This window comes from Acetobacterium sp. (assembly GCF_039830195.1).
Lineage (GTDB): Bacteria > Bacillota > Clostridia > Eubacteriales > Eubacteriaceae > Acetobacterium.
Genome location: NZ_JBDODG010000010.1, coordinates 1 through 20391 on the forward strand (window position 1 = coordinate 1; position 20391 = coordinate 20391).

The following is a 20391-nucleotide window of genomic DNA, read 5'->3' on the forward strand; positions in this document are numbered from 1 at the left end:
TTAAGAAAGTTAAACATATAATCAACAGATTGAGAAAATTCAACTCTACCACGATTCAGTCTTTTACCACTAATATTTTTATGTTATACTGGGAACATTATTCGTTAAGGAGGGCATTATGACTGGATATATTTTGAGATTTATGAAACTGAATTTTGGGCTCTTTCTTTATGGATTGGGAATTATTGTGACCATGCGGGCAAATGTCGGTTATGCTCCCTGGGAGGTCCTGCACAGTGGAATCAGCCAAACCCTGGGAGTCAGTATCGGTTTGGTGAACACTGCTGTAGGCGCTTTAATTGTAGCGATTGTCTTTTTGCTGGGTGAAAAAGTTGGACTTGGCACCATTTTTAATATGTTTATGATCGGTCTCTTTATGGATCTCATCATTTTTTTAGACTTCATTCCGCTTTTTGATAATTTCTGGATTGGAACCCTGGTGCTTATTCTGGGTCTCTTTATCATTGCACTGGGAACCTACTTTTATATTTCTTCAGCCTTTGGCGCCGGGCCCCGGGACAGCCTGATGGTGGCGGTTACCCGAAAAACCGGGCTACCGGTTGGTCTGTGCCGGGGTATTCTGGAAGTCAGCGTTGTCCTGATCGGCTGGTTCCTCGGCGGGATGGTTGGTTTAGGTACGGTAATTTCGGCTTTTGCCATCGGTTTTTGTGTGCAAATCACTTTTAAACTGCTGAAATTTGACCCCACTGAAGTAAAACACGAAACCTTCGGTGTGATGTTTCAGAATCTTCGCGATCTGAACAAACACAATTAACCCGGCCTATCCAAAAACGACGTGCCGGGTTAATTCCTGACCAATTTATTTCAGTTTTCATCTTCAATCATATCAATGAAAACTCTGACAATTTCTGGATCGAACTGGGTGCCGGAGCATCGATTAATTTCTTCAATGGCTTCTTCGACCGTGAGATCATCCATATGCAGCCGCATTCTGGTCATCGCATCATAGGCATCTGCGATAGCAATAATCCTGGCTTCTAACGAGATCTCCTCGCCCTTTAGTCCATTAGGATAACCGCTCCCATCCCAACGCTCGTGATGTTCCAGAATATGATCTGCTATTTCGGCAAATTCATTGGCGGGACTCAGAATACGATATCCAATTTCGGGATGACGACGTATTTCAATCCAATCCTGTTCGCTCAGCTTTTCAGACTTATCGAGAATCCCCTCGGCAATTCCGATCTTCCCGATATCGTGCATCAAACCAGCGGTCTGAAGATCATGGGAATCCTTGGTACTCAGTCCGATTTTGGCACCAACCTCAGCCGATAGTTTACTGACCCGTTCCGAGTGAAACATTTCTTTCTGATATTTATCAAATAAGGTCTCTACTACCATGCCAACAGTTTTGTTCCGCATTCCCAGGCTTTCGGTCAGTTTTCGACGATACATATAATCTTCAGCCCTTTTAAAAACCCGCTGGATATCTTCTTCCTGATCCAGCTTTGTTTCAAATCCAAATGAAATGGAGAGCTCAACCGTACCCACTTTTTCAGTTTTGGCCAGTTTTTCAATGCGCGTGATTATTTCTTCCGCTTCAACCGAATCTGTTTTTGGTAGCAACACGACAAATTCGTCGCCGCCCAATCTTGCCACCACATCATCTGCGCGACAGGCTTTTTTGATCGTCGCGGCGGCTTTTTTTAGTAATTCATCACCCATTCCATGTCCAAAACTGTCATTTACCAGTTTCAGCCCATTAACGTCGCCCATGATCAAAGACAGGGGTAAGTTTTTGGAGGTATCCATTCGCTCTAGTTCCTCTTCATAAAACCGCCGATTGTACAGACCGGTGAGCTGATCATGATAGCTTAAATATTCAATCTGATCAAGTTTCTGCTTTTTCTCGGTATAATCGCGAAATACCAGAACAACCCCCAGCACATCGCCGTTATCTTCAATAATCGGAGCAGCGCTGTCTTCAATGGCTCGTTCACTGCCATCTCTGGCGATTAGTATCGTATGATTATCCAGCTCCCGGATTTCTTTTGTTTGGATGACTTCCGCAACAATATTTCCCGCTTTTTCCCGGTTGATATCGTTGATGATATTAAATACGGTTTCAATCGGTTTTCCTAACGCGTCATTTTTTGTCCAACCGGTTAAGTCCTCGGCCACCCGGTTAATAAACAAAACATGGCCATTCTTGTCACAGGAGATGACCCCATCCCCCACCGAAACCAAAGTTGTTTCGAGCAGCTTGCTTTCTTTTGCCAGTTCTGTTTCCAGCCGTTTGCTTTCAGTAATATCTATGCCGACCCCGGTAAAGTAGTTTTTTCCATCAAGAGTCATCACCACCCCATTGGAGCGAATCAGAAGTTTTCCTCCGCCTTTTTTAATAAGATTGGCATCGATCTCGCCATAACCTTTTTTAAAGACATCGTCCACTGCCGCCCATACTCGAACCAGATCATCTCCCTCAAACCACTGATCCAATGTCATATTTGCCAGCTCATCAGCGGAATATCCGGTCATCTCTTCATGTTTTTTATTCCATTTAATCAGTCTACCTGCCTCGTCATAGACATACAAGTAGCCCGGGATGCTTTCAAACAGAGCCTTAATAAAAAGCATTTCCCGCTCCAACTCTGCTTTAGCGGTGATTAACTGATCATTTAGTTCTTTTAAAGCATAGGTGCGTTCAGCAACCCGTTTCTCCAACACGGTGTTTTCTTTACGCAGTACATCACTATCCAGCTGCAAACCGGTGATATCTGCAACAATTGAGAACAGGTAATTCCTGCCATCCAAAGAAATGGGGCTTGAGCAAACCTCGACGTCACTGATCTCTCCATTACCGCGACGATGCTTAAAATAAAACTGATTTCGTTCTCTGTTCTTTGCCTGTTCCACTTCTTTCTTAAGCTGATCCTCGCTGAGACAATTAAAATGAGAAATTTTAGTCATAACCATCTCATTGTAGGGTTTTCCATAGAACAAGCAGGCTGAACGATTGCAGTCTTCAATTTTAAGCGTATCAGGATCAATCAGAAGCATAATTTCCTGATTATAACGAAAAAGCTCTTCAAAAAACGATTCTTTATCCTTTATCTGTCCTGCTTTTTGATCATTCAATTTACTCCCCCCCATTTACCTTATTTTTTATCTCGATTCAACCAATCGCTCTTTTTCTGTTTATTATGTAGTCATATTTACCCCCAAATGCAGCTCTTTAACGATGCAGAAAATATAAACCCCTCTTCTTTGAATTCTTTTTACCGGGAAACATCAGTCCATCAAAAAAGCAGCAAACTAAGGTTCGCTGCTTTTAAAGAATTAATATTATTTGTTTCGGCCCGGAATGCCACTTTCACAAGGGACATTAACCTGGCATTTGCCGCAGCCATACCGGGGACTGAATTTTTCTGCAGTTTTATCCAAAAAAATGCTGCACAATCGATGGTCTTTTTCTTTTTCGATGGAAATGGCCTTCACCGGACATTGTTTTACGCAGGCTCCGCATTGGGTACAATACGCATTATAGATATCATAAGGGCGCTTATTCGGCTCAATATAAAGCTCTGTGACCAGACTGCCAAATCTTCCGGCAATGCCTTTTTCAGTGATCAGCCCCTTTGATAGACCGAAGGTTCCCAATCCGGAAAGATAAGCAACATGACGTTCTGACCAGTTGCTGGTAAACGCCAGGGGTTCACCGCAGAGTTCTTCAATGGGTTCGGTAATGCTGAAAAACTTTTTATCTAGGGTTGGTCCAATTGTAGCATAACCAGCTTTATTCAAGTTTGCTTCCAGATGCAATATCAGGGCTCTCAGTAATCTTTGGCCTTCAACCCGTCCAACCAACCATCCCCAGGAAGGCCAGATTTTCTGTTCCCGGTTACTGGTCTTGATGGCCTCGCTGTATGGCAGAAAAAACGAGATCACGGTTCGGGCTGTGGGCAGCCACTCCCGGGGATTTCGGAAATGGCAGCCAATCACCTCCGGCTCCTTGAGAATGGCAAAAACCTCGTCACTGGCTTCACAAAATCCGAAAATGGGGGCATCGTATATTCTCTCTCCCACTATTTCCCGGGGTGCCTTGCTCTCCATTTTTATAAGGTTATCCGGTGAGGTTGCAATAAAGTCTTCAGCTAATTGTACTACTTCTATTTTATCCATTTTAGGCCTCTCAATATGATTCTTTTAATTTGTCTTAATTATAAACCAATCTCCTGGCTTTGTAAATTTTAAGTTCTTAAATCATCAAATTAATTGTTGAAAAATCAACAAAATAGTCTTGTATTTCGTAAATTTGTTTTAATATATGAAATTCATCACTTATGTTATGGTTTAAGCTATGAATGCTATCTACGTCGTTTCATTCATCTCCAAATTTGAACAGTTCATTGCTTTGTTAAAATTAAAAAAAGCGCACCTCCAAACGCCAGATTATCAGTCTGTCATTTGAGGTGCGCTTGGTAAAGGGACTATACCAGCTTTTTCTTATAATCGATGAATTCATCATAGGTCGATAAACGATCGATGATGCCTTCTTCTCTGATTTCAATAATGCGGTTTGCCACGGTTTGCATAAACTGATGGTCATGACTGGCAAAAAGCAAGATACCTTTGAAATCAATCAGACCATTGTTAACGGCAGTGATGGATTCCAAGTCAAGATGATTGGTTGGTTGATCCAGGACCAGTACGTTTGAACCAAACATCATAATTTTGGACAGCATACAACGTACCTTTTCGCCCCCGGAAAGGACCTGAACTTCTTTGTAAATATCATCGCCGGAAAAAAGCATCCGTCCCAGAAAACCCCGGATATAAGTTTCGGTGATTTCTTCAGTGTATTGTTGCAGCCATTGGCAGATGTTCAAGGTGCAGCCATTAAAATAGTCACTGTTATCTTTAGGGAAATAAGACTGGGTGGTACTGACGCCCCATTTGAAACTACCTTCGTCCGGCTCAATTTCTTCCATCAGGATCTTAAACAGCGTTGTCATGGCAATCTCGTTGTCGGCCACAAAGGCAATTTTATCATCCTTGTTGACCCGGAAACTGACGTTGTTGAGAACTTTGACGCCATCGATGGTTTTTGATAAATGCTCGACGGTTAAAATTTCTTTACCGGGCTCCCGATCAATCTGGAATCCGACCCAGGGGTATTTTCGGGACGATGAGGGCATGTCTTCGATATTTAACTTATCCAGCATTTTCTTACGCGAGGTCGCCTGCTTGGATTTGGATTTATTAGCCGAGAACCGGGCAATAAAGTTCTGGAGTTCCTTGGCTTTATCTTCATTTTTCTTATTCTGATCTTTTAATAAGCGCTGAATTAATTGACTGGATTCATACCAAAAATCATAATTCCCGACATAAACCTTGATCTTGCCGAAGTCAATATCGACGATATGGGTACAGACATTATTCAAGAAATAACGGTCATGGGATACTACAATAACGGTTCCCTCATAGTCCATTAAGAATTCTTCCAGCCATTCCACCGCTTGAATATCCAAATGGTTGGTGGGCTCATCCAGTAAGATGATCTCCGGCTTACCAAATAAAGCCTGGGCCAATAAGACCTTGACCTTTTCATACCCGGTCAGACTATCCATGTTGGCATCGAGAATATCAACTCCCAGACCAAGACCCTGGATAAGTCTGGATGCATCGGATTCAGCTTCCCAGCCACCCATTTCGGCAAATTCGCCTTCCAGCTCGCCCGCCCGGATACCATCCTCATCGGAAAAATCTTCCTTCATATATAAGGTATCTTTTTCTTTCATGACCGAGTAAAGATGCTGATTTCCTATCATAATGGTGTCAAGGACCGAAAATTCATCAAAAGCGTAATGATCCTGCTTTAAAACCGACATCCGCATGTTTTCGGGAATGAAGACATTACCGGTTGATGGTTCGAGTTCTCCTGATAAAATTTTTAAAAAGGTCGTCTTTCCAGCGCCGTTCGCTCCGATAACACCATAGCAATTCCCTGGGGTAAATTTTATATTTACGTTGGTAAAAAGATTTGTTCCGCTAAAATTCAAACTTAGTTCTGATACAGTTATCATTAATCGATAATCCTCCATAGATTTATTAATCGGCAATCCCAATTAAGCAAGTTCAGCACAATTTTCAAACTGCCTGAATCTGATATTTTCCGGTCATGCATATCGCGTTTTTCGTTGATGCGATCTCGCCATTGACATGTATGCCAGGGTTTCATAATTTTGTTGCCATTCCGTAAAGAAGAGGCCTTCATCAGAACACTGATAAAGAGCCTCTATCATAATCCGTATTATTATATCCTTTTTGCCGTGTATTTTCCAGTCTTTTCGCAAAATATTATCTTATTATTTCAGAACATTTCCAACAGTCACCAAGCTTCTTCGCTGTTATGATACCGGGCAATAGGTAAAACAAGACTATCAAACGGTTATGGCCAGTAAATCCACTTACTTATCGATTTTAAAAAGATTCTTGTTCTATCATAGTTATTTAATGAATATCTAAGATTTGTCAGGGTATATTTTTAACAGTCAGTCAATTATTATTAATATCGCAAATGACTCAAAGCTCAACTCAATGCCGTTGTTTAATTGGCCATGGTTGGATTTCATATTAAGGATCAGGAGGTCTTCACATGAATATAAAAAAAGCGGCCCTGAGCATCACCCTGGCTACCTCACTATTGGGTGTGTCAAGCTGCACGCAAAGCACTGGCAGCCAGACCATTGAACAAAATATGACTGATGTCGAAGCACAGCAAAATAACGATGATAATTATAATATCGTTTTTGTGACGGTGGATCAGGAACATTATTTTGACGAATTCCCGGCCGGCACCAATTTCAAGGCCAGAGAGTTGCTGGAAAAAATGGGAACCACCTTTGAAAAACACTATACCTGTACCAATGTGTCCACCTCATCCCGGTCGGTTATTTACACTGGCACCCACATCACCGATACCCTGATGATTGACAATACCGAATCACCCTGGCAGGAACCACTCTCAGAAAATCTCACCACCGTCGGTGACCGAATGCTCTCGGCCGGGTACTACTCGGCCTTTAAAGGCAAGTGGCACATGAGCGATGCCAGTGTTTTTGATGATACCAGCCAGCCTGCCATGCAAGAACAGAATGGTCTGCTGGGATATGGCTTCTCCGACTGGAATGCCCAGGGTGATATTATCGGTCAGCTTCAGCAAGGCTACATGCAGGACAGCAACATCACCGGCGACACGGTCAGCTGGTTACGCTCAAAAGGATCTGCTACCAATGCGGCTGGTCAATCTTTTTTTCTGGCTGTCAATCTCGTCAATCCCCATGATATTATGTATTATGATACCGATACTGACGGTGAAGCCGTTCAGAACACGGGACAGACAACCTTCGCCATTGCCGGGGCCCCAGCCAATCTGATTTATGAATCCACCTACCCCGAGGCAGCCATTCCTTCAACCTGGGATCAACCGATTGATGCCGAAGGACGAGTTCCTGCTGATCTTGAATATTTTAACTCATGGAATAATCGGGTTGGTCAGATTCCATCCGAAGAAAGCCGCTGGGAAAATTTCCGGGATTATTATTATAATTGCATTCAAGACAATGATGATCAGCTTTATAACATTCTATCTGAACTATCCAATCTGGAGATGCTGGACAATACCATTATCGTCTTCACCAGTGACCATGGTGATATGCAGGGCGCCAACGGACTCCGAGGCAAAGGCGGATTTATGTATGAAAATAATATCCATGTCCCCTTGATTATCGTCCACCCTGAATATGAAGGTGGCACTTCAATTGATGCAATAACCAGCCACATCGACCTGGCCCCGACCTTTATTGACATGACGAAACTGCCGGATACTAAAAAGGCTGAGCTTGCTGAGGGACTCCCGGGTAGCAGTCTGATGGATCTGATGGATGGCAGCCAAACCGAAATAAGAGCCGGATCATTATTCGCCTATGAAATGATCTCGATGATCGACAGTGAGATGATGCAAACCACCGACCCGACTACAAATATCACCAGTTATGACATTGATTACTCCAAACGGGGCTTTGTTCGCGGAATTACAACGGAAAAATACAAATTTGCCCGATATTTTTCACCGTTGAAATTCAATATACCAACTACTATGGAAGAATTATATGCAAATAACGATGTTCAGCTGTTTGATCTGGAAAAAGACCCCGATGAATTAATCAACCTGGCTGCAGATAAAGAAACCAATGCTGCTCTGATTATGGAACTTAACAATCAGCTTAATGCCCTGATTAACAAAGAAATTGGGGTTGATGACGGTAGCGAAGCCGCCGCTGTTATTTCCAAGATTAATAAAACCGCAAATTAATAGTGATGAAAAACATGCCCCAACAAGATTCCCGGACTTATGCCATTATGGCCAAACCCATTGGCGCAGCCTGTAATCTGCGTTGCTGTTATTGTTATTATCTAGAAAAACAAGATCTGATTGTTCAAAATGATAAATTAATGTCGGATGCAGTGCTTGAAACCTATATCCGCCAGAACCTGGCCATTCATGGACAAAATGCCATTGTGGAGTTTGCCTGGCACGGCGGGGAACCAACCCTGGTTCCCCTTGATTTTTACAAACGGGCGTTGGCTTACCAACGCCAATATGGCGTAGGACGAAAAATACACAATACCCTCCAAACCAATGCGACCTTGCTGACTGATTCCTGGTGCGAATTCTTTGCAGCCCATGATTTTCTGATTGGGGTGAGCATCGATGGGAATGCGGTGCTTCATGATACCTATCGTCAGGACAGACGCGGCGGAACCTTTGACCAAACTATGAATGGCATAAAACTGCTTCAGAAGCACGGCGTATCTTACAACACCCTTACCACTGTTAATGCCGTTAATTCGAAACACCCCCGGGATGTTTATTTATTTTTAAGAGAACTTACTGATTTCATGCAGTTTTTGCCGGTGGTTGAATGTTTGCCCGCCTCCTATGAAGCAGTCTCCGGCCAACGGTTTGCAATGCCAGCAGGAATCCATTCCCCGGTAATGAAGCATCCGCTGACAGATTTTTCCGTCACTGCCAGAGACTATGGCTCTTTTTTGTGCACTGTTTTTGATTTGTGGAAAGAACTTGATCGCGGAAAAAAGCATGTCCAGATTATTGAATCGACGCTCGCCAATCTAAATAATCATCCGGCTGGTGTCTGTGTCCATGAAGCCCTATGCGGCCACGCTGGTGTGCTTGAAATGAATGGAGATCTTTTCAGCTGTGATCGTTACGCCTATGAAGCCTATAAAATTGGAAATATTCTTGACACCCCATTGGCAGAGTTGATGGAGAAAAACCGTCAATTTGGGATGCACAAAACCATGTGCTTGCCTGACGAATGTCTGGATTGCGACCATATCCGGCTTTGTTTTGGGGGTTGTCCCAAAGATCGGTTTCTTTTATCAAAAGACGGACAAAATGGAAAGAACTATTTGTGTGAAGGTTACAAACATTTTTTTGAGCATGTTAAACTCGCCTATATCTCGCAATAAGCTTAAGAGATTCGCGAAATTTTCTTTGTATTTATTTTTTCGGTCATAATCACCAAATCATAGCGGGGATAAGTCAAGCCCCACTATGATTTCTTATAATCCCATAATCGATTCTTTATATTTGCCTTTATTTCTCACTGCGTCTTGCCTTTTTCATAATCATAGCGATAATAATTTGCATTTTTCTTGAATTTCACTTTTGTCAGAATAACACCAATAATCGCAGCACCAACCTTATCCAGATTTTTTTTTGCTTCAACAACCATTGCCCGTTTGGTTTCGTTGGATGCCACTACCAACAAAACCCCATCAGTGACCTTAGCAATAATGCTGGCGTCTGCAAAACTCAATACAGGTGGCGTGTCGATGAGAATGACATCGTACTCTTCCCGGCATTGAGTGATCAATGTCTCAAACGCTTCAGAATTCAATAGTTCCGTTGGCGACACCGGTTTAGTTCCTGCCGGCAAAATTTCCAGCTTATCCAAAGAGTCAATTTTATTAATTAGTGTATCAAGTGGCATTGCATCTGCTAGCATATTTGACAAGCCCTTTTTTCTTTTATTGATATCAAAAATCGCACTCACCTGGGGTCTTCTCAAATCAGCATCAATTAACAAAACCCGTTTGTCGGACTGGGCAAAGGTGATTGCTAAATTGCAGATTGTTGTACTTTTCCCTTCCTCTTTCCCGGCGCTGGTCATTAACATAACCTGATATTTATTATTGATATTCTTGAAATTCAAATTGGTTCGTAACAGTTTATAACTTTCCGTCACATAAGATGAAGGATCGCTTAATGTGATTAAGCTCGGTGTAGTCATGTTATTATGCCTCCTTTTTAAATTCTGGGATGTTACCCAATACAGACATTCCGATCAGCTTTTCAATGTCTTCTTCATTCTTTACCGTATCATCAAGTAAGAACATCATAAAAATAATAAACAGTGATGTTAAAAAGCCTAACAATGCGCCAATTGCCGTATTCAGATATTTACTCGGAGCTGCCGGAACTTGGGGAAGCAAGGCCTGATCCAGGATCCGAATATTTTCGATGCCAACTATTTGTAACACTGCAACTGAAAGTTGTTTAGCCAATTCGTCTGCGACTATTCTTGCAGTTTCTGGATTAGGATGCCTGAAACCAACAGTAAAAAGTCGAGAATCTCCGACATTTTCAATTACCATATTCTTTTGAAACTCTTCATAAGAGATATTCAGTCCTAAATTCTTTATGACTTCATTCGTAACCAGACGAGTTAAAGCTATTTGCTTGTAATCAACCAGCAACTGACTGCCAGCTTCTAATTGTCCAAGCGAAATATCCAACGGTGCCAAAACTGAATTCTCATTTCCAATATATAATACGGTTTTAGCCTCATAAACGGGTGTCACGTATTTCACCGTAACACCGAAAGCTATTCCAGCACCTAAAACCGTGAGCAATAATATCAGCCACCATTTTTTTGCCAATATCTCAAATATTTCCCTTAAATCAACTTCTTTATTTGTTTCCATGTCGAACATCCTCCTTTGTCTATTTTTTTGTCTAAAAATCAATTCCAAATTTCCTGGTTTAACGCTTCTTTGTTACTAAACAGACTTTTTATAAACGCTAAATCTTCCTGGCTGTATAATTCATACCACAATCCATCAATAATTTCCGAGTAAGTTTTTAGACGATAATTTTCATAGGTAATATTTGTATCACCGCTACTCATATTCGTATATTCTTCTATTTTTGAAATTTTAGCATCCGTTTCAACCCCTTGATTATAATAATCATTAACTAATTTAATTTTCTTTTTAAGACTCATCGTTGACAATGATTTTATTAAAGAAATGACCACTTCCTGCTGTCTGGCAATTCTCCCATAATCTCCATCACTGTCACTTCTAAACCTGACATAAAATAAAGCTTGCTTCCCAGTCAGCAACTGACTTCCTTCATTCACAATCAACTTGTTAAGATCGTTATAAAACTTCTTTTGAGCATTGACTTTAACGCCTCCTAAATCGTCTATAATTTTTGAAAAAGTATCAAAATCAATTTTTACAGAAAAGTCCAGCTTGATTCCGAGCAATTCTTCAATGGTCTGGTCACTTAATTCCCTTCCGCCATATGCATAAGCATGATTAATTTTGTCTAAACCATACCCGGGGACATTTACTCTCAGATCTCTGGGAAGTGATGCCATGACCATTTTTTTCAATGATGGATCATACATCACAACCATAATAATATCACTTCTTCCCGTTTCATCAGACCGTTCATCTGTACCATACAGGGCAAAAACGACTGTTTTTCTTGTATCAACCAGACTCAAAAGTTCTTCATTATTTTTATCTAAAATATCTTCCAGAGAGGAGTTTGAATCTTCTGTTGAAGAACCAGTTGCCTGGGAATTTTCCGAAAACAAAGACAACGAACTCATATTAATACTGACAAGTACATAGATGATAATTGCCACAATCAGTGTAAATAGTCCCACCGCAATCATTATTTTTTTACGATTATTCAAAGTTTTCAGCTCCTCTCTATATTTCAGACAAATGGTAAACCAAGACACGCAGATTCAGTTTCTAATCGATTCATTTTATGAAATATGCGAATTTTTATTATTGACTTCATCACTGTCTTTATAAGTTGGTACAATATTTTTCAACATATTAATCAACAATTTTTTATTGGCTGCTTTAAATACCAAGGGAAGTTCGTCAATCGATTTCTTTAGGGTGATATAATCAATTTCAAAGGGCTTCCCAATTCGAATTTTTTCAAAAGGGGTCTCAACTAAGCCTTCTTCATCCATCAGTAATTCCTCATAAAGTTTTTCACCGGGCCGTAAGCCAATGATCTCGATTTCGATATCTTCATTTAACTTCAGTCCGGAGAGTTTTATTAAATCGACTGCCAGGTCATAAATCCTGACCGGTTGTCCCATATCGAGCACAAAGATTTCTCCGCCTTTGGCCATGGCTCCAGATTGGATGACCAACTGAGCGGCTTCCGGTATTGTCATAAAATATCGAATAATTTCTTTATGGGTAACTGTTACTGGGCCCCCTTCTTTAATCTGCTTTTTGAAAAGTGGCACAACCGAACCATTGCTTCCCAACACATTTCCAAATCGAACGGCAGTGAATTTTGTCTTACTTTGCTGGGAGAGCCCCTGAATAATCATTTCACAGATGCGTTTACTGGCGCCCATAATATTTGTCGGATTAACTGCTTTATCCGTCGAAATTAAAACGAAGCGATCGACGCCAAATTCATGAGCGGCTTCAGCAACGTTTCTGGTACCATAAACATTGTTTTTTATGGCCTCAAAAGGTGAACGTTCCATCAATGGCACATGCTTATGCGCGGCGGCATGGAAAATCACATCCGGATGATATGTCTCAATAATTGAAAAGATATCGTTCCGGTCTCGGACCGATGTAATAATAACGTCCAGATTGAGTTTGTTTTCATAATCGTTAATCAGCTCATTCTGAATTTCATAGGCACTATTCTCATAGTTGTCCAGAATGATCAATTTACCCGGATTAAATCTGGCTATCTGCCTGCATAATTCTGAGCCAATAGATCCGCCGCCACCTGTCACCATGACAATACGGCCTTCAAGATAACCAATTACCTCTCTAACGTTGAGGTTAACCGTTTCTCTTCCAAGTAGATCCTCGATTTCAACATCTCGTATCTTGCTAAGTGAGACTTGTCCATCGATCATCTCCCGAACGCCAGGAATAATTCTTACCCTGGCCGCTGTTCGTTTGCACTCGCTGAGTATCATTCTCAGCGTAGCTGGATCCGCTGTCGGTGTGGCTACAATGATTTCATTGACTCCGTATTTATGGACAATGCTGCCAATATCATAATTATTTCCACGCACCTTGACCCCGGCAATAGTTTTATTTAGCTTATTTTCGTCTTCATCAATAAAACCGATGACTTGTCCGTAGTTTAGTGCATGATTCTTAATCTCAGTTGCAATCAGAGTCGCTGTGGCACCGCTCCCGATGATCAATATTTTCTTCTCATGAACCTGCTTATTAAAAAGCTTCCTATTTTTTAAACTCCTGGTCAAACGATAACTGAAACGAATGCTGCTGATTATCGCAATTTCAAAAAGCATGGTTGTCAGATATATGCCAAAATACAAATGCGCACCCATATAAATTAAATAAAAAACCCCAAAAATACTGGATGCTATCCCAGCAATCAAAATTTTCATTAATTCTTCAATCGAAGCGTAAGACCATAAACTGTTATATAATCCAAAATACTTATAAATCAATATTTTCCCAGCAGTTAGGATAAAAGCACTTCTAAAATAAATGGCAACAATCTCAGCTGGAATATTTCCTTCGTAATGCAAAAACAGGGTTAATAAAAACGCCATATTTACTGCCAGTATATCTGCGCCAAACAATAGTATCTGTTTGCTTAATTTAGTTTCCACGAAAAGCCTCATTTCCGACATATAAACGCTTAGTAATGTCTAAAAGTATTATCTGATCAATCTACGATAATTTTCATGTGAAATGTAATTTAAATCTTTTTGGTTTCTTCAACTCAGGAATCATTAATTGACTGTCTTCAATGATATACTGTGGATTAATCTCAAATAATATCTGCGCACAGTTCATACCGAAGGCTTTGGCAACAACGTCATAAGCTTTTCTCATCAGCGGTGGTCGTTTGTCGACATCATGACCATCTGATGCGACAATATGAATTAATCCATTTTCTATCCATTGAAGGGCACTTTTCCTGGTTTTGTGATCAATGATATGACGCGATGAAAGTTGTGCATAGACACCATTTTCAACTAATTCCCGGAGCTTTTCAGGTTTTTTTTCAAAAATCTGGTAACGTTCGATATGGGCCAGTAAAACCCTAAAATCATTATGTTGAAGATTTTGGATCATCGCCTCATGGACCGGATAATAATGATAGTATGGTAACTCCACTAATAAATAACTGCTTTCAGCCATTGAATTAGCCTGCCCCTCTAAAATACCTACCATGGTTTCTTCGCTCAAATAAATCTCATTGCCCAGATAGACTTCAAAATTAATTTTTTCTGTTTTAATGTAATCCTTCAGCAAGTTGAATTGCTTTTCAACATTTTCATTTTGATATCTCGGAAGGTTATAATGAGGCGTTAGAACAACCTTGTTCACTCCTTCATTCATGACCATCTGAATCATTTGAATTGACATATTCATATCTTTCGCACCATCGTCAACACCTGGCACCATGTGTATATGTGTATCAATCATAGCATCACTTTCTTTTGTGGTATTGCATCAATAGTTTTGATGTTACCTTAATTTTGTATTATTTTGTTTTATTCGCATTTTTCTATCCGTCACTACTAATCTCTGCTGAATAGATCTCTTGTATATACTTTGTCTACAACATCAATTATCTCATCGGATAAGCGGTTGGCGACGATAATATCCGAAATTCTTTTAAATTCATCAAAATCTTGAATAACTCTGGAATTGAAAAAGCTATCTTCTTCTAGGGAAGGTTCAAATACAACTACTTCAATTCCTTTGGCCTTAATCCGTTTCATCACTCCTTGAATAGCCGATTCTCTAAAATTGTCAGAGTTTGTTTTCATCGTCAGTCTGTAAATTCCCACTATTTCAGGTTTTCGTTTAATAATCATATCTGCAATATGATCTTTCCTGGTTCGGTTTGCATCAACGATTGCAGACATAATATTCTGGGGAATATCGGCGTAGTTGGCAAGCAATTGCTTGGTATCTTTCGGTAGGCAATACCCGCCATAGCCAAATGATGGATTATTATAATAATTGCCAATTCTCGGATCAAGACATACCCCTTCAATAATGTCATGGGTGTTAAGGCCTCTTACTTCTGCGTACGAATCCAGTTCATTAAAATATGCGATTCTCAACGCTAAATAGGTATTTGAAAAAAGCTTAATCGCTTCAGCTTCAGTTGACTCAGTAAATAGGATTTGAGTATTCTTTTGTATCGCTCCCTGAGCAAGTAGTTCGCCAAAAACTCTGGCTCGTTCAGATTTTTCTCCCACAACAATTCTAGATGGATAAAGATTATCATAAAGAGCATGTCCTTCTCGCAAAAATTCCGGAGAAAAGATAATATTATCTGCTTCAAATTTTTCTTTAATCGCTTCTGTATACCCGACAGGTATCGTTGATTTGATAATCATCACCGCATCCGGATTGATAGCCAGTACATTGGCGATTACTGCTTCCACTGTTCTCGTATTGAAGTGATTTTTTTCGGGATCATAATTTGTCGGAGTTGAAATCACCACGTATTCTGCATTTTTAAACGCTTCATAATTATCAGTTGTTGCGGTCAAATTCAGATCTCGGTTTTTTAAATAATCTTCAATTTCATCATCAATAATCGGAGATTGTCTGTTATTAATCAAGTTAACTTTTTCCTTTATAATGTCTAATGCAATGACTTCATTGTCCTGTGCCAATAAAATAGCATTTGACAACCCTACATAACCGATACCTGCTACAGTAATTTTCATCTCGCTCGCCTCCCTGATCTTTTTGCGGTTCATTTTTATAATAGCTTTTATTCATTTCTCTATGTTATTAAAATCAATCCCAAATTTGGTAGTAGTCTCGATACCAGCTTACAAATTTTCCAATGCCTTCCTCAATATTGGTTCCTGGTTTAAAGCCAATATCTTTCTCAAGATCACTAACGTCGGCATAGGTAGATAACACGTCCCCAGGTTGCATTTCCAAATATATTTTCTGCGCTTCTTTTCCTAATGCAGCTTCTAACGATTCAATAAATCGAGTCAGCTTGATCGGATTGTTATTCCCAATGTTATATATCTTGTATGGTGCAAAACTAGTACTGATGTCATCAACCCTCTCATCCCAATCCGGATTTCCAACGGGCGCTTTATTTATCAGCTTATAAATCCCTTTGATAATGTCATCGATATAAGTAAAGTCCCGCTCCATTTTCCCATGATTAAATACTTTAATGGGCGTTCCTGCCAAGATGTCCTTAGTAAATTTAAAATACGCCATGTCCGGTCTTCCAAATGGTCCATAAACAGTAAAGAACCTTAGGCCGGTGGTTGGTATATTATAAAGGTGGCTATAAGTATGTGCCATTAATTCATTAGATTTCTTGGTTGCAGCATAAAGTGACACGGGATGATCAACGTTATGACTTGTAGCAAATGGTGTTCCTTTGTTACCCCCATATACCGAGCTTGAAGAAGCGTAGATGAGATGTTTCACCGGGTTATTTCGACACGCTTCCAAAATGTTAATAAAGCCGATGAGATTTGAATCCACATAAGCATATGGATTGGTAATTGAGTATCGGACCCCCGCTTGAGCAGCTAAATTAATGACGTAATCTGGTCGGTTCATTTCAAACAACTCATCGATCAAGGTTTTGTTTTGTAGATCCACATTTCTGAATTCAAAATTATCTTTCTTTTCTAGAATAGCTAGACGAGCGCTTTTTAATGAGGGATCATAATAATCATTGAGATTATCGATACCGACTACTTTATATTTTTTATCCAATAGCAGATTGGATAAATGAAAACCGATAAATCCGGCTACGCCGGTAATTAATACTTTCATAAAGTCACCTCCGTTCTATGCCAAATCAATCTAAAATTCTCCATCCAGATATTTATAGATAACTTCTCTCAGCTCTGTCGAAGAGGTTCCGACCGTGTAATCAAAGTAAACAACGTCAACATTTCTTTTTTTGAATTCTATTTCATAGTTGTTCCACTTCGCCGTGCCTTTCCAGTCATCTCCTTTAAAGATACAATCAAACTTAATCTTGTCCCAGGCCGTTAATTTATCGGTATCAAATTCTGGTATTGCACTATCGACATATTTAATAGCTCTCACAATTTCAATCCGCTCTTCAAAGGGTATAATTGGCTTTCTATTCTTTATTCGAAAAGTTTCTTCATCCGTCGTTACTGCGACAATCAAGTAGTCTGATTGTGATTTCGCTCTCTTCAACAAGTTTAAATGGCCAATATGAAAGAGATCAAAAACACCGGTTGTATAGCCAACTTTACATTTTTTCATTTTGTTTCCTCTTTCAAATTTATTTTATCAGTTCTGTTGAATTAACAACTTTCCGAATGCATATACTCAACAACTCTTTCTGAAGCTTTTCCGGTCTCATATGCACCATAAAAGCTTAGAATTTCTTCGCAGTTTTTCTTTGCAGTTTTTTCATCAAGGACGATTATTTTTTCGATGAGTTCATCCTGACTCTTGGCAACCATATATGGCGATTCATCAATATTAAAATAAAAGGTTCTTTCTTCAATCAAATAGCGCTCTCGATCGGGTTGAAATAATATCACTGGTTTCTTCTTTAAAACAAAATCACCCGCTGAGGCTGAGTAATCAGTTATCAGCAAGTCGGCGATCAATAATAAATCTGCCATATCCTCATACATCGTCACATCAATAATGTTTTGATCTTTGTTTTTTTCTAATGATAACCCCGGCGATGAACCTGGATGTGCCCGAACCAGACATTTCCAATCGCAATTTGTAAGATCTTTTAGCTTTAGCAAAACTTGCGTCAAATTTATTTCTCGCACACACTGTTTTTCTCCCTTATTTACTTTTCTGAACGTCGGTGCAAATAATACTATTTTAGCTTGAACAGGAATATTCAGCTTATCTTTGATGTCATTTTTTCGTTTCTGACTATCCTCGATTAATTGATCATTTCTAGGCGAACCGAATTCCAAAAAGGGACCATGGTATACAAATGCTGTTGATAGTTTTTTTTTACCGGTTGTCGACCCTGCAGTCATAAGATCACATTTCTTTTCTTCAAGATAGTGTTTTTTAATATTCTTGGGTACATTGTGCAGTACGTTTTTAAAACCCCGATCTCCGTGCCAAGTCTGGATATATACTTGGCTTCTGCTTTTATAAATATATTTCGACTTTCCAAAATTATCGACCCAGAACTTTGCTGTTGCCAGTTCTTTTAAAGCCTTAACCGAGTCCGACTTTATGGTTCTGACATACGCAGGTACTATTGCCTGTTTCTCTTCCGGGTTTTTAAACAACCAGACAATTTCAAACTCTGGGTATAGCTCATGCAACTTTACTGAGATAGCTTTAGGATTATCAGAATACCACTTCCCACCAAAACTAGTGAAAACAGCTTTTTTCTTTTTTAATCCGTATATTTTATTAAAAAGGAACATAAACATTATATTTCTTATAATAACAGGACTTCTCGCAAATTTTTCCAATGATTTATTTCTTTTTTTTTGTGGTTTCATTTTGTTAGCTCCTTTTTTCCCTTAGTTTTAAAATTAAAGGTTTTATGTGTTTTTTCAAATTAATTCCAGCAATTATTAAATAGATCATTACTACAAAAATCTTGTAAGCAATATTTATCAAACTGATTTCATACATGAATGTAGTATAGCTAAATATGAGTCCCGCACTTATAAAAAAGACATTAATCAGAATTAAAAAAACAAAAGTACTCAGCTTATAACCAATATCTTCAAAATGCATACTTAAAGCAACAATTATGCCCACTCTGATTACCATCGCAATTAAATCAGCAAGGGCGGAACCATACATATCCAGTATTGGTATGAAGATGGCTGATAATAAAATGTTTATCATACTGCTTGACAAGGTTGCTATAAATATGAATTTCGTTGCATTTTTATGGTAAAGCAATACGTTGATATAAAAATAATACATCGTTTTAATTGAAAATGGAATTATGATCAGCGGCACCACTGTCCATGCCCGGTAATAGCTTTCATTGGTAAACAACAGTAAGGCTTCTTGAGAAAACAAAGCAATCAACAAAAATATAATTCCATACGCCCAAATTAAAATATCAGAAAGTTCCGTGATACTCTTTTTATAATTTTTTTCCCTTTTGTTAAGCTGGTCATAAAACCAGGGTCTGAAAGCTATATTTACAGAAGACTGAATCATATCAGTAATTGATCCAAATTGAGTTGCTAAGCTAAATAATCCAACTGATGTCAGAGAAAAGCTATTGTTAATAAATATCTTAGAAACAAAGCTGGTTATATGTGTTGAAATATTATGCGGCAATAAAGGAATCGAGTACTTAAGACCATTTTTCAGCATTTTTCTGTCGATACATATGGTAATCAGATTATTATGGAAAAGGTCAATTAACAAGTAAATGAAGCATACAAAATTCGCAATTAATGATGCCATCAGAACACCATTAGCCCCCCAATCCAAGCCGACAACAAAATATATAATAAACCCCAATTGAATAAAAAAATAGCAAATACTGGTGATTGAGTACTTTGTGGCATTCTCCATGCCTTTAAGGATATCCTGATAAATAGAATATACACAAGAAAATACCAATCCGACCAGGGCAATCAAAAGTGTTGGATAAAAATTTATATCTTTAAAGATCCATGCTATAAAATAACTATTGAGCAGTGATACAATTCCCAAAAAAATCACACCAGATAGAAACACAAATACGATCATTGTTCCAAAGAAACGTTTTACTTGTTCTCTGTCGTTTTTTATATCAACATAAAACCTGATTACATATGCATGTAAAGAAAAAGCTACAATATAACTGGCAACAGATACAAAGCTAACAATGAGATTTATTGTTCCATAATCCTCTGTTGTTAAGAAAGCGGTATAAAAAGGTAACAGCAAAAAATTAAACGCTTTTATTAAAGTATTATTCAAAATGTAAATGATCGAGTTTTTGATAACCATTTTCTTTCCCATAAATTTATCTTGCACCTCATAAATTCATATTGTTTTTGATTCTCTATTCATTTTTTCGGATGCTTCTTCGAT

The 20391-nt window shown here is 39.1% G+C and carries 16 protein-coding genes; 3 read left to right on the forward strand and 13 right to left on the reverse strand.

All coding sequences use genetic code 11. From position 1 onward, the window contains the following. The first annotated feature begins 118 nt into the window (after positions 1–118). Positions 119–775: a hypothetical protein gene (locus ABGU93_RS03375; RefSeq protein WP_347412101.1), complete on the forward strand. Its 657-nt coding sequence runs from the start codon at positions 119–121 to the stop codon at positions 773–775. 50 nt (positions 776–825) lie between these two features. Here ABGU93_RS03375 and ABGU93_RS03380 read toward each other — a convergent pair whose 3' ends face one another. From ABGU93_RS03380 to ABGU93_RS03390, 3 genes are all read right to left on the reverse strand, one after another. Then, positions 826–3099, reverse strand: a complete 2274-nt coding sequence (locus ABGU93_RS03380) for a PAS domain S-box protein (RefSeq protein ID WP_347412102.1) — start codon at positions 3097–3099, stop codon at positions 826–828. A gap of 207 nt (positions 3100–3306) precedes the next feature. Beyond that, complete coding sequence (locus ABGU93_RS03385) at positions 3307–4143, reverse strand: 4Fe-4S binding protein (protein WP_347412103.1); 837 nt, start codon at positions 4141–4143, stop codon at positions 3307–3309. A gap of 308 nt (positions 4144–4451) precedes the next feature. Beyond that, entirely contained in the window at positions 4452–6047 is a 1596-nt protein-coding gene (locus ABGU93_RS03390; RefSeq protein WP_347412104.1) for an ABC-F family ATP-binding cassette domain-containing protein, read from the reverse strand. 572 nt (positions 6048–6619) lie between these two features. On the opposite strand from ABGU93_RS03390, the gene ABGU93_RS03395 reads away from it, so the two are divergent. Then, positions 6620–8338 (forward strand): sulfatase-like hydrolase/transferase, encoded by a 1719-nt coding sequence (locus ABGU93_RS03395; RefSeq protein ID WP_347412105.1) that lies wholly within the window; start codon positions 6620–6622, stop codon positions 8336–8338. 5 nt (positions 8339–8343) lie between these two features. Further along, positions 8344–9516, forward strand: coding sequence for an anaerobic sulfatase maturase (locus tag ABGU93_RS03400; RefSeq protein ID WP_347412106.1), 1173 nt, complete (start codon positions 8344–8346; stop codon positions 9514–9516). Positions 9517–9650: 134 nt separating this feature from the next. Here ABGU93_RS03400 and ABGU93_RS03405 read toward each other — a convergent pair whose 3' ends face one another. The 10 genes from ABGU93_RS03405 to ABGU93_RS03450 form a co-directional block, all read right to left on the reverse strand. Then, positions 9651–10340, reverse strand: a complete 690-nt coding sequence (locus tag ABGU93_RS03405) for a CpsD/CapB family tyrosine-protein kinase (RefSeq protein WP_347412107.1) — start codon at positions 10338–10340, stop codon at positions 9651–9653. Between the two features lie 4 nt (positions 10341–10344). Then, positions 10345–11034: a Wzz/FepE/Etk N-terminal domain-containing protein gene (locus tag ABGU93_RS03410; protein WP_347412108.1), complete on the reverse strand. Its 690-nt coding sequence runs from the start codon at positions 11032–11034 to the stop codon at positions 10345–10347. Positions 11035–11072: 38 nt separating this feature from the next. Then, positions 11073–12038: an LCP family protein gene (locus tag ABGU93_RS03415; protein ID WP_347412109.1), complete on the reverse strand. Its 966-nt coding sequence runs from the start codon at positions 12036–12038 to the stop codon at positions 11073–11075. Positions 12039–12113: 75 nt separating this feature from the next. After that, positions 12114–13982, reverse strand: coding sequence for a nucleoside-diphosphate sugar epimerase/dehydratase (locus ABGU93_RS03420; RefSeq protein WP_347412110.1), 1869 nt, complete (start codon positions 13980–13982; stop codon positions 12114–12116). Positions 13983–14055: 73 nt separating this feature from the next. Then, entirely contained in the window at positions 14056–14805 is a 750-nt protein-coding gene (locus tag ABGU93_RS03425; protein WP_347412111.1) for a CpsB/CapC family capsule biosynthesis tyrosine phosphatase, read from the reverse strand. Between the two features lie 95 nt (positions 14806–14900). Next, positions 14901–16067: a nucleotide sugar dehydrogenase gene (locus ABGU93_RS03430; protein WP_347412112.1), complete on the reverse strand. Its 1167-nt coding sequence runs from the start codon at positions 16065–16067 to the stop codon at positions 14901–14903. A gap of 73 nt (positions 16068–16140) precedes the next feature. Beyond that, positions 16141–17154 carry an NAD-dependent epimerase gene (locus ABGU93_RS03435; protein ID WP_347412113.1) on the reverse strand — a complete coding sequence of 338 codons (1014 nt, stop codon included), beginning with the start codon at positions 17152–17154 and terminating at the stop codon, positions 16141–16143. 30 nt (positions 17155–17184) lie between these two features. Continuing rightward, positions 17185–17619, reverse strand: coding sequence for an adenylyltransferase/cytidyltransferase family protein (locus tag ABGU93_RS03440; protein ID WP_347412114.1), 435 nt, complete (start codon positions 17617–17619; stop codon positions 17185–17187). A 41-nt stretch (positions 17620–17660) separates the two neighbouring features. Continuing rightward, positions 17661–18845: a CDP-glycerol glycerophosphotransferase family protein gene (locus ABGU93_RS03445; protein WP_347412115.1), complete on the reverse strand. Its 1185-nt coding sequence runs from the start codon at positions 18843–18845 to the stop codon at positions 17661–17663. Positions 18846–18849: 4 nt separating this feature from the next. After that, on the reverse strand, positions 18850–20319 hold the full coding sequence (locus tag ABGU93_RS03450) for an oligosaccharide flippase family protein (RefSeq protein WP_347412116.1): 1470 nt from the start codon (positions 20317–20319) through the stop codon (positions 18850–18852). Positions 20320–20391 lie beyond the last annotated feature (72 nt).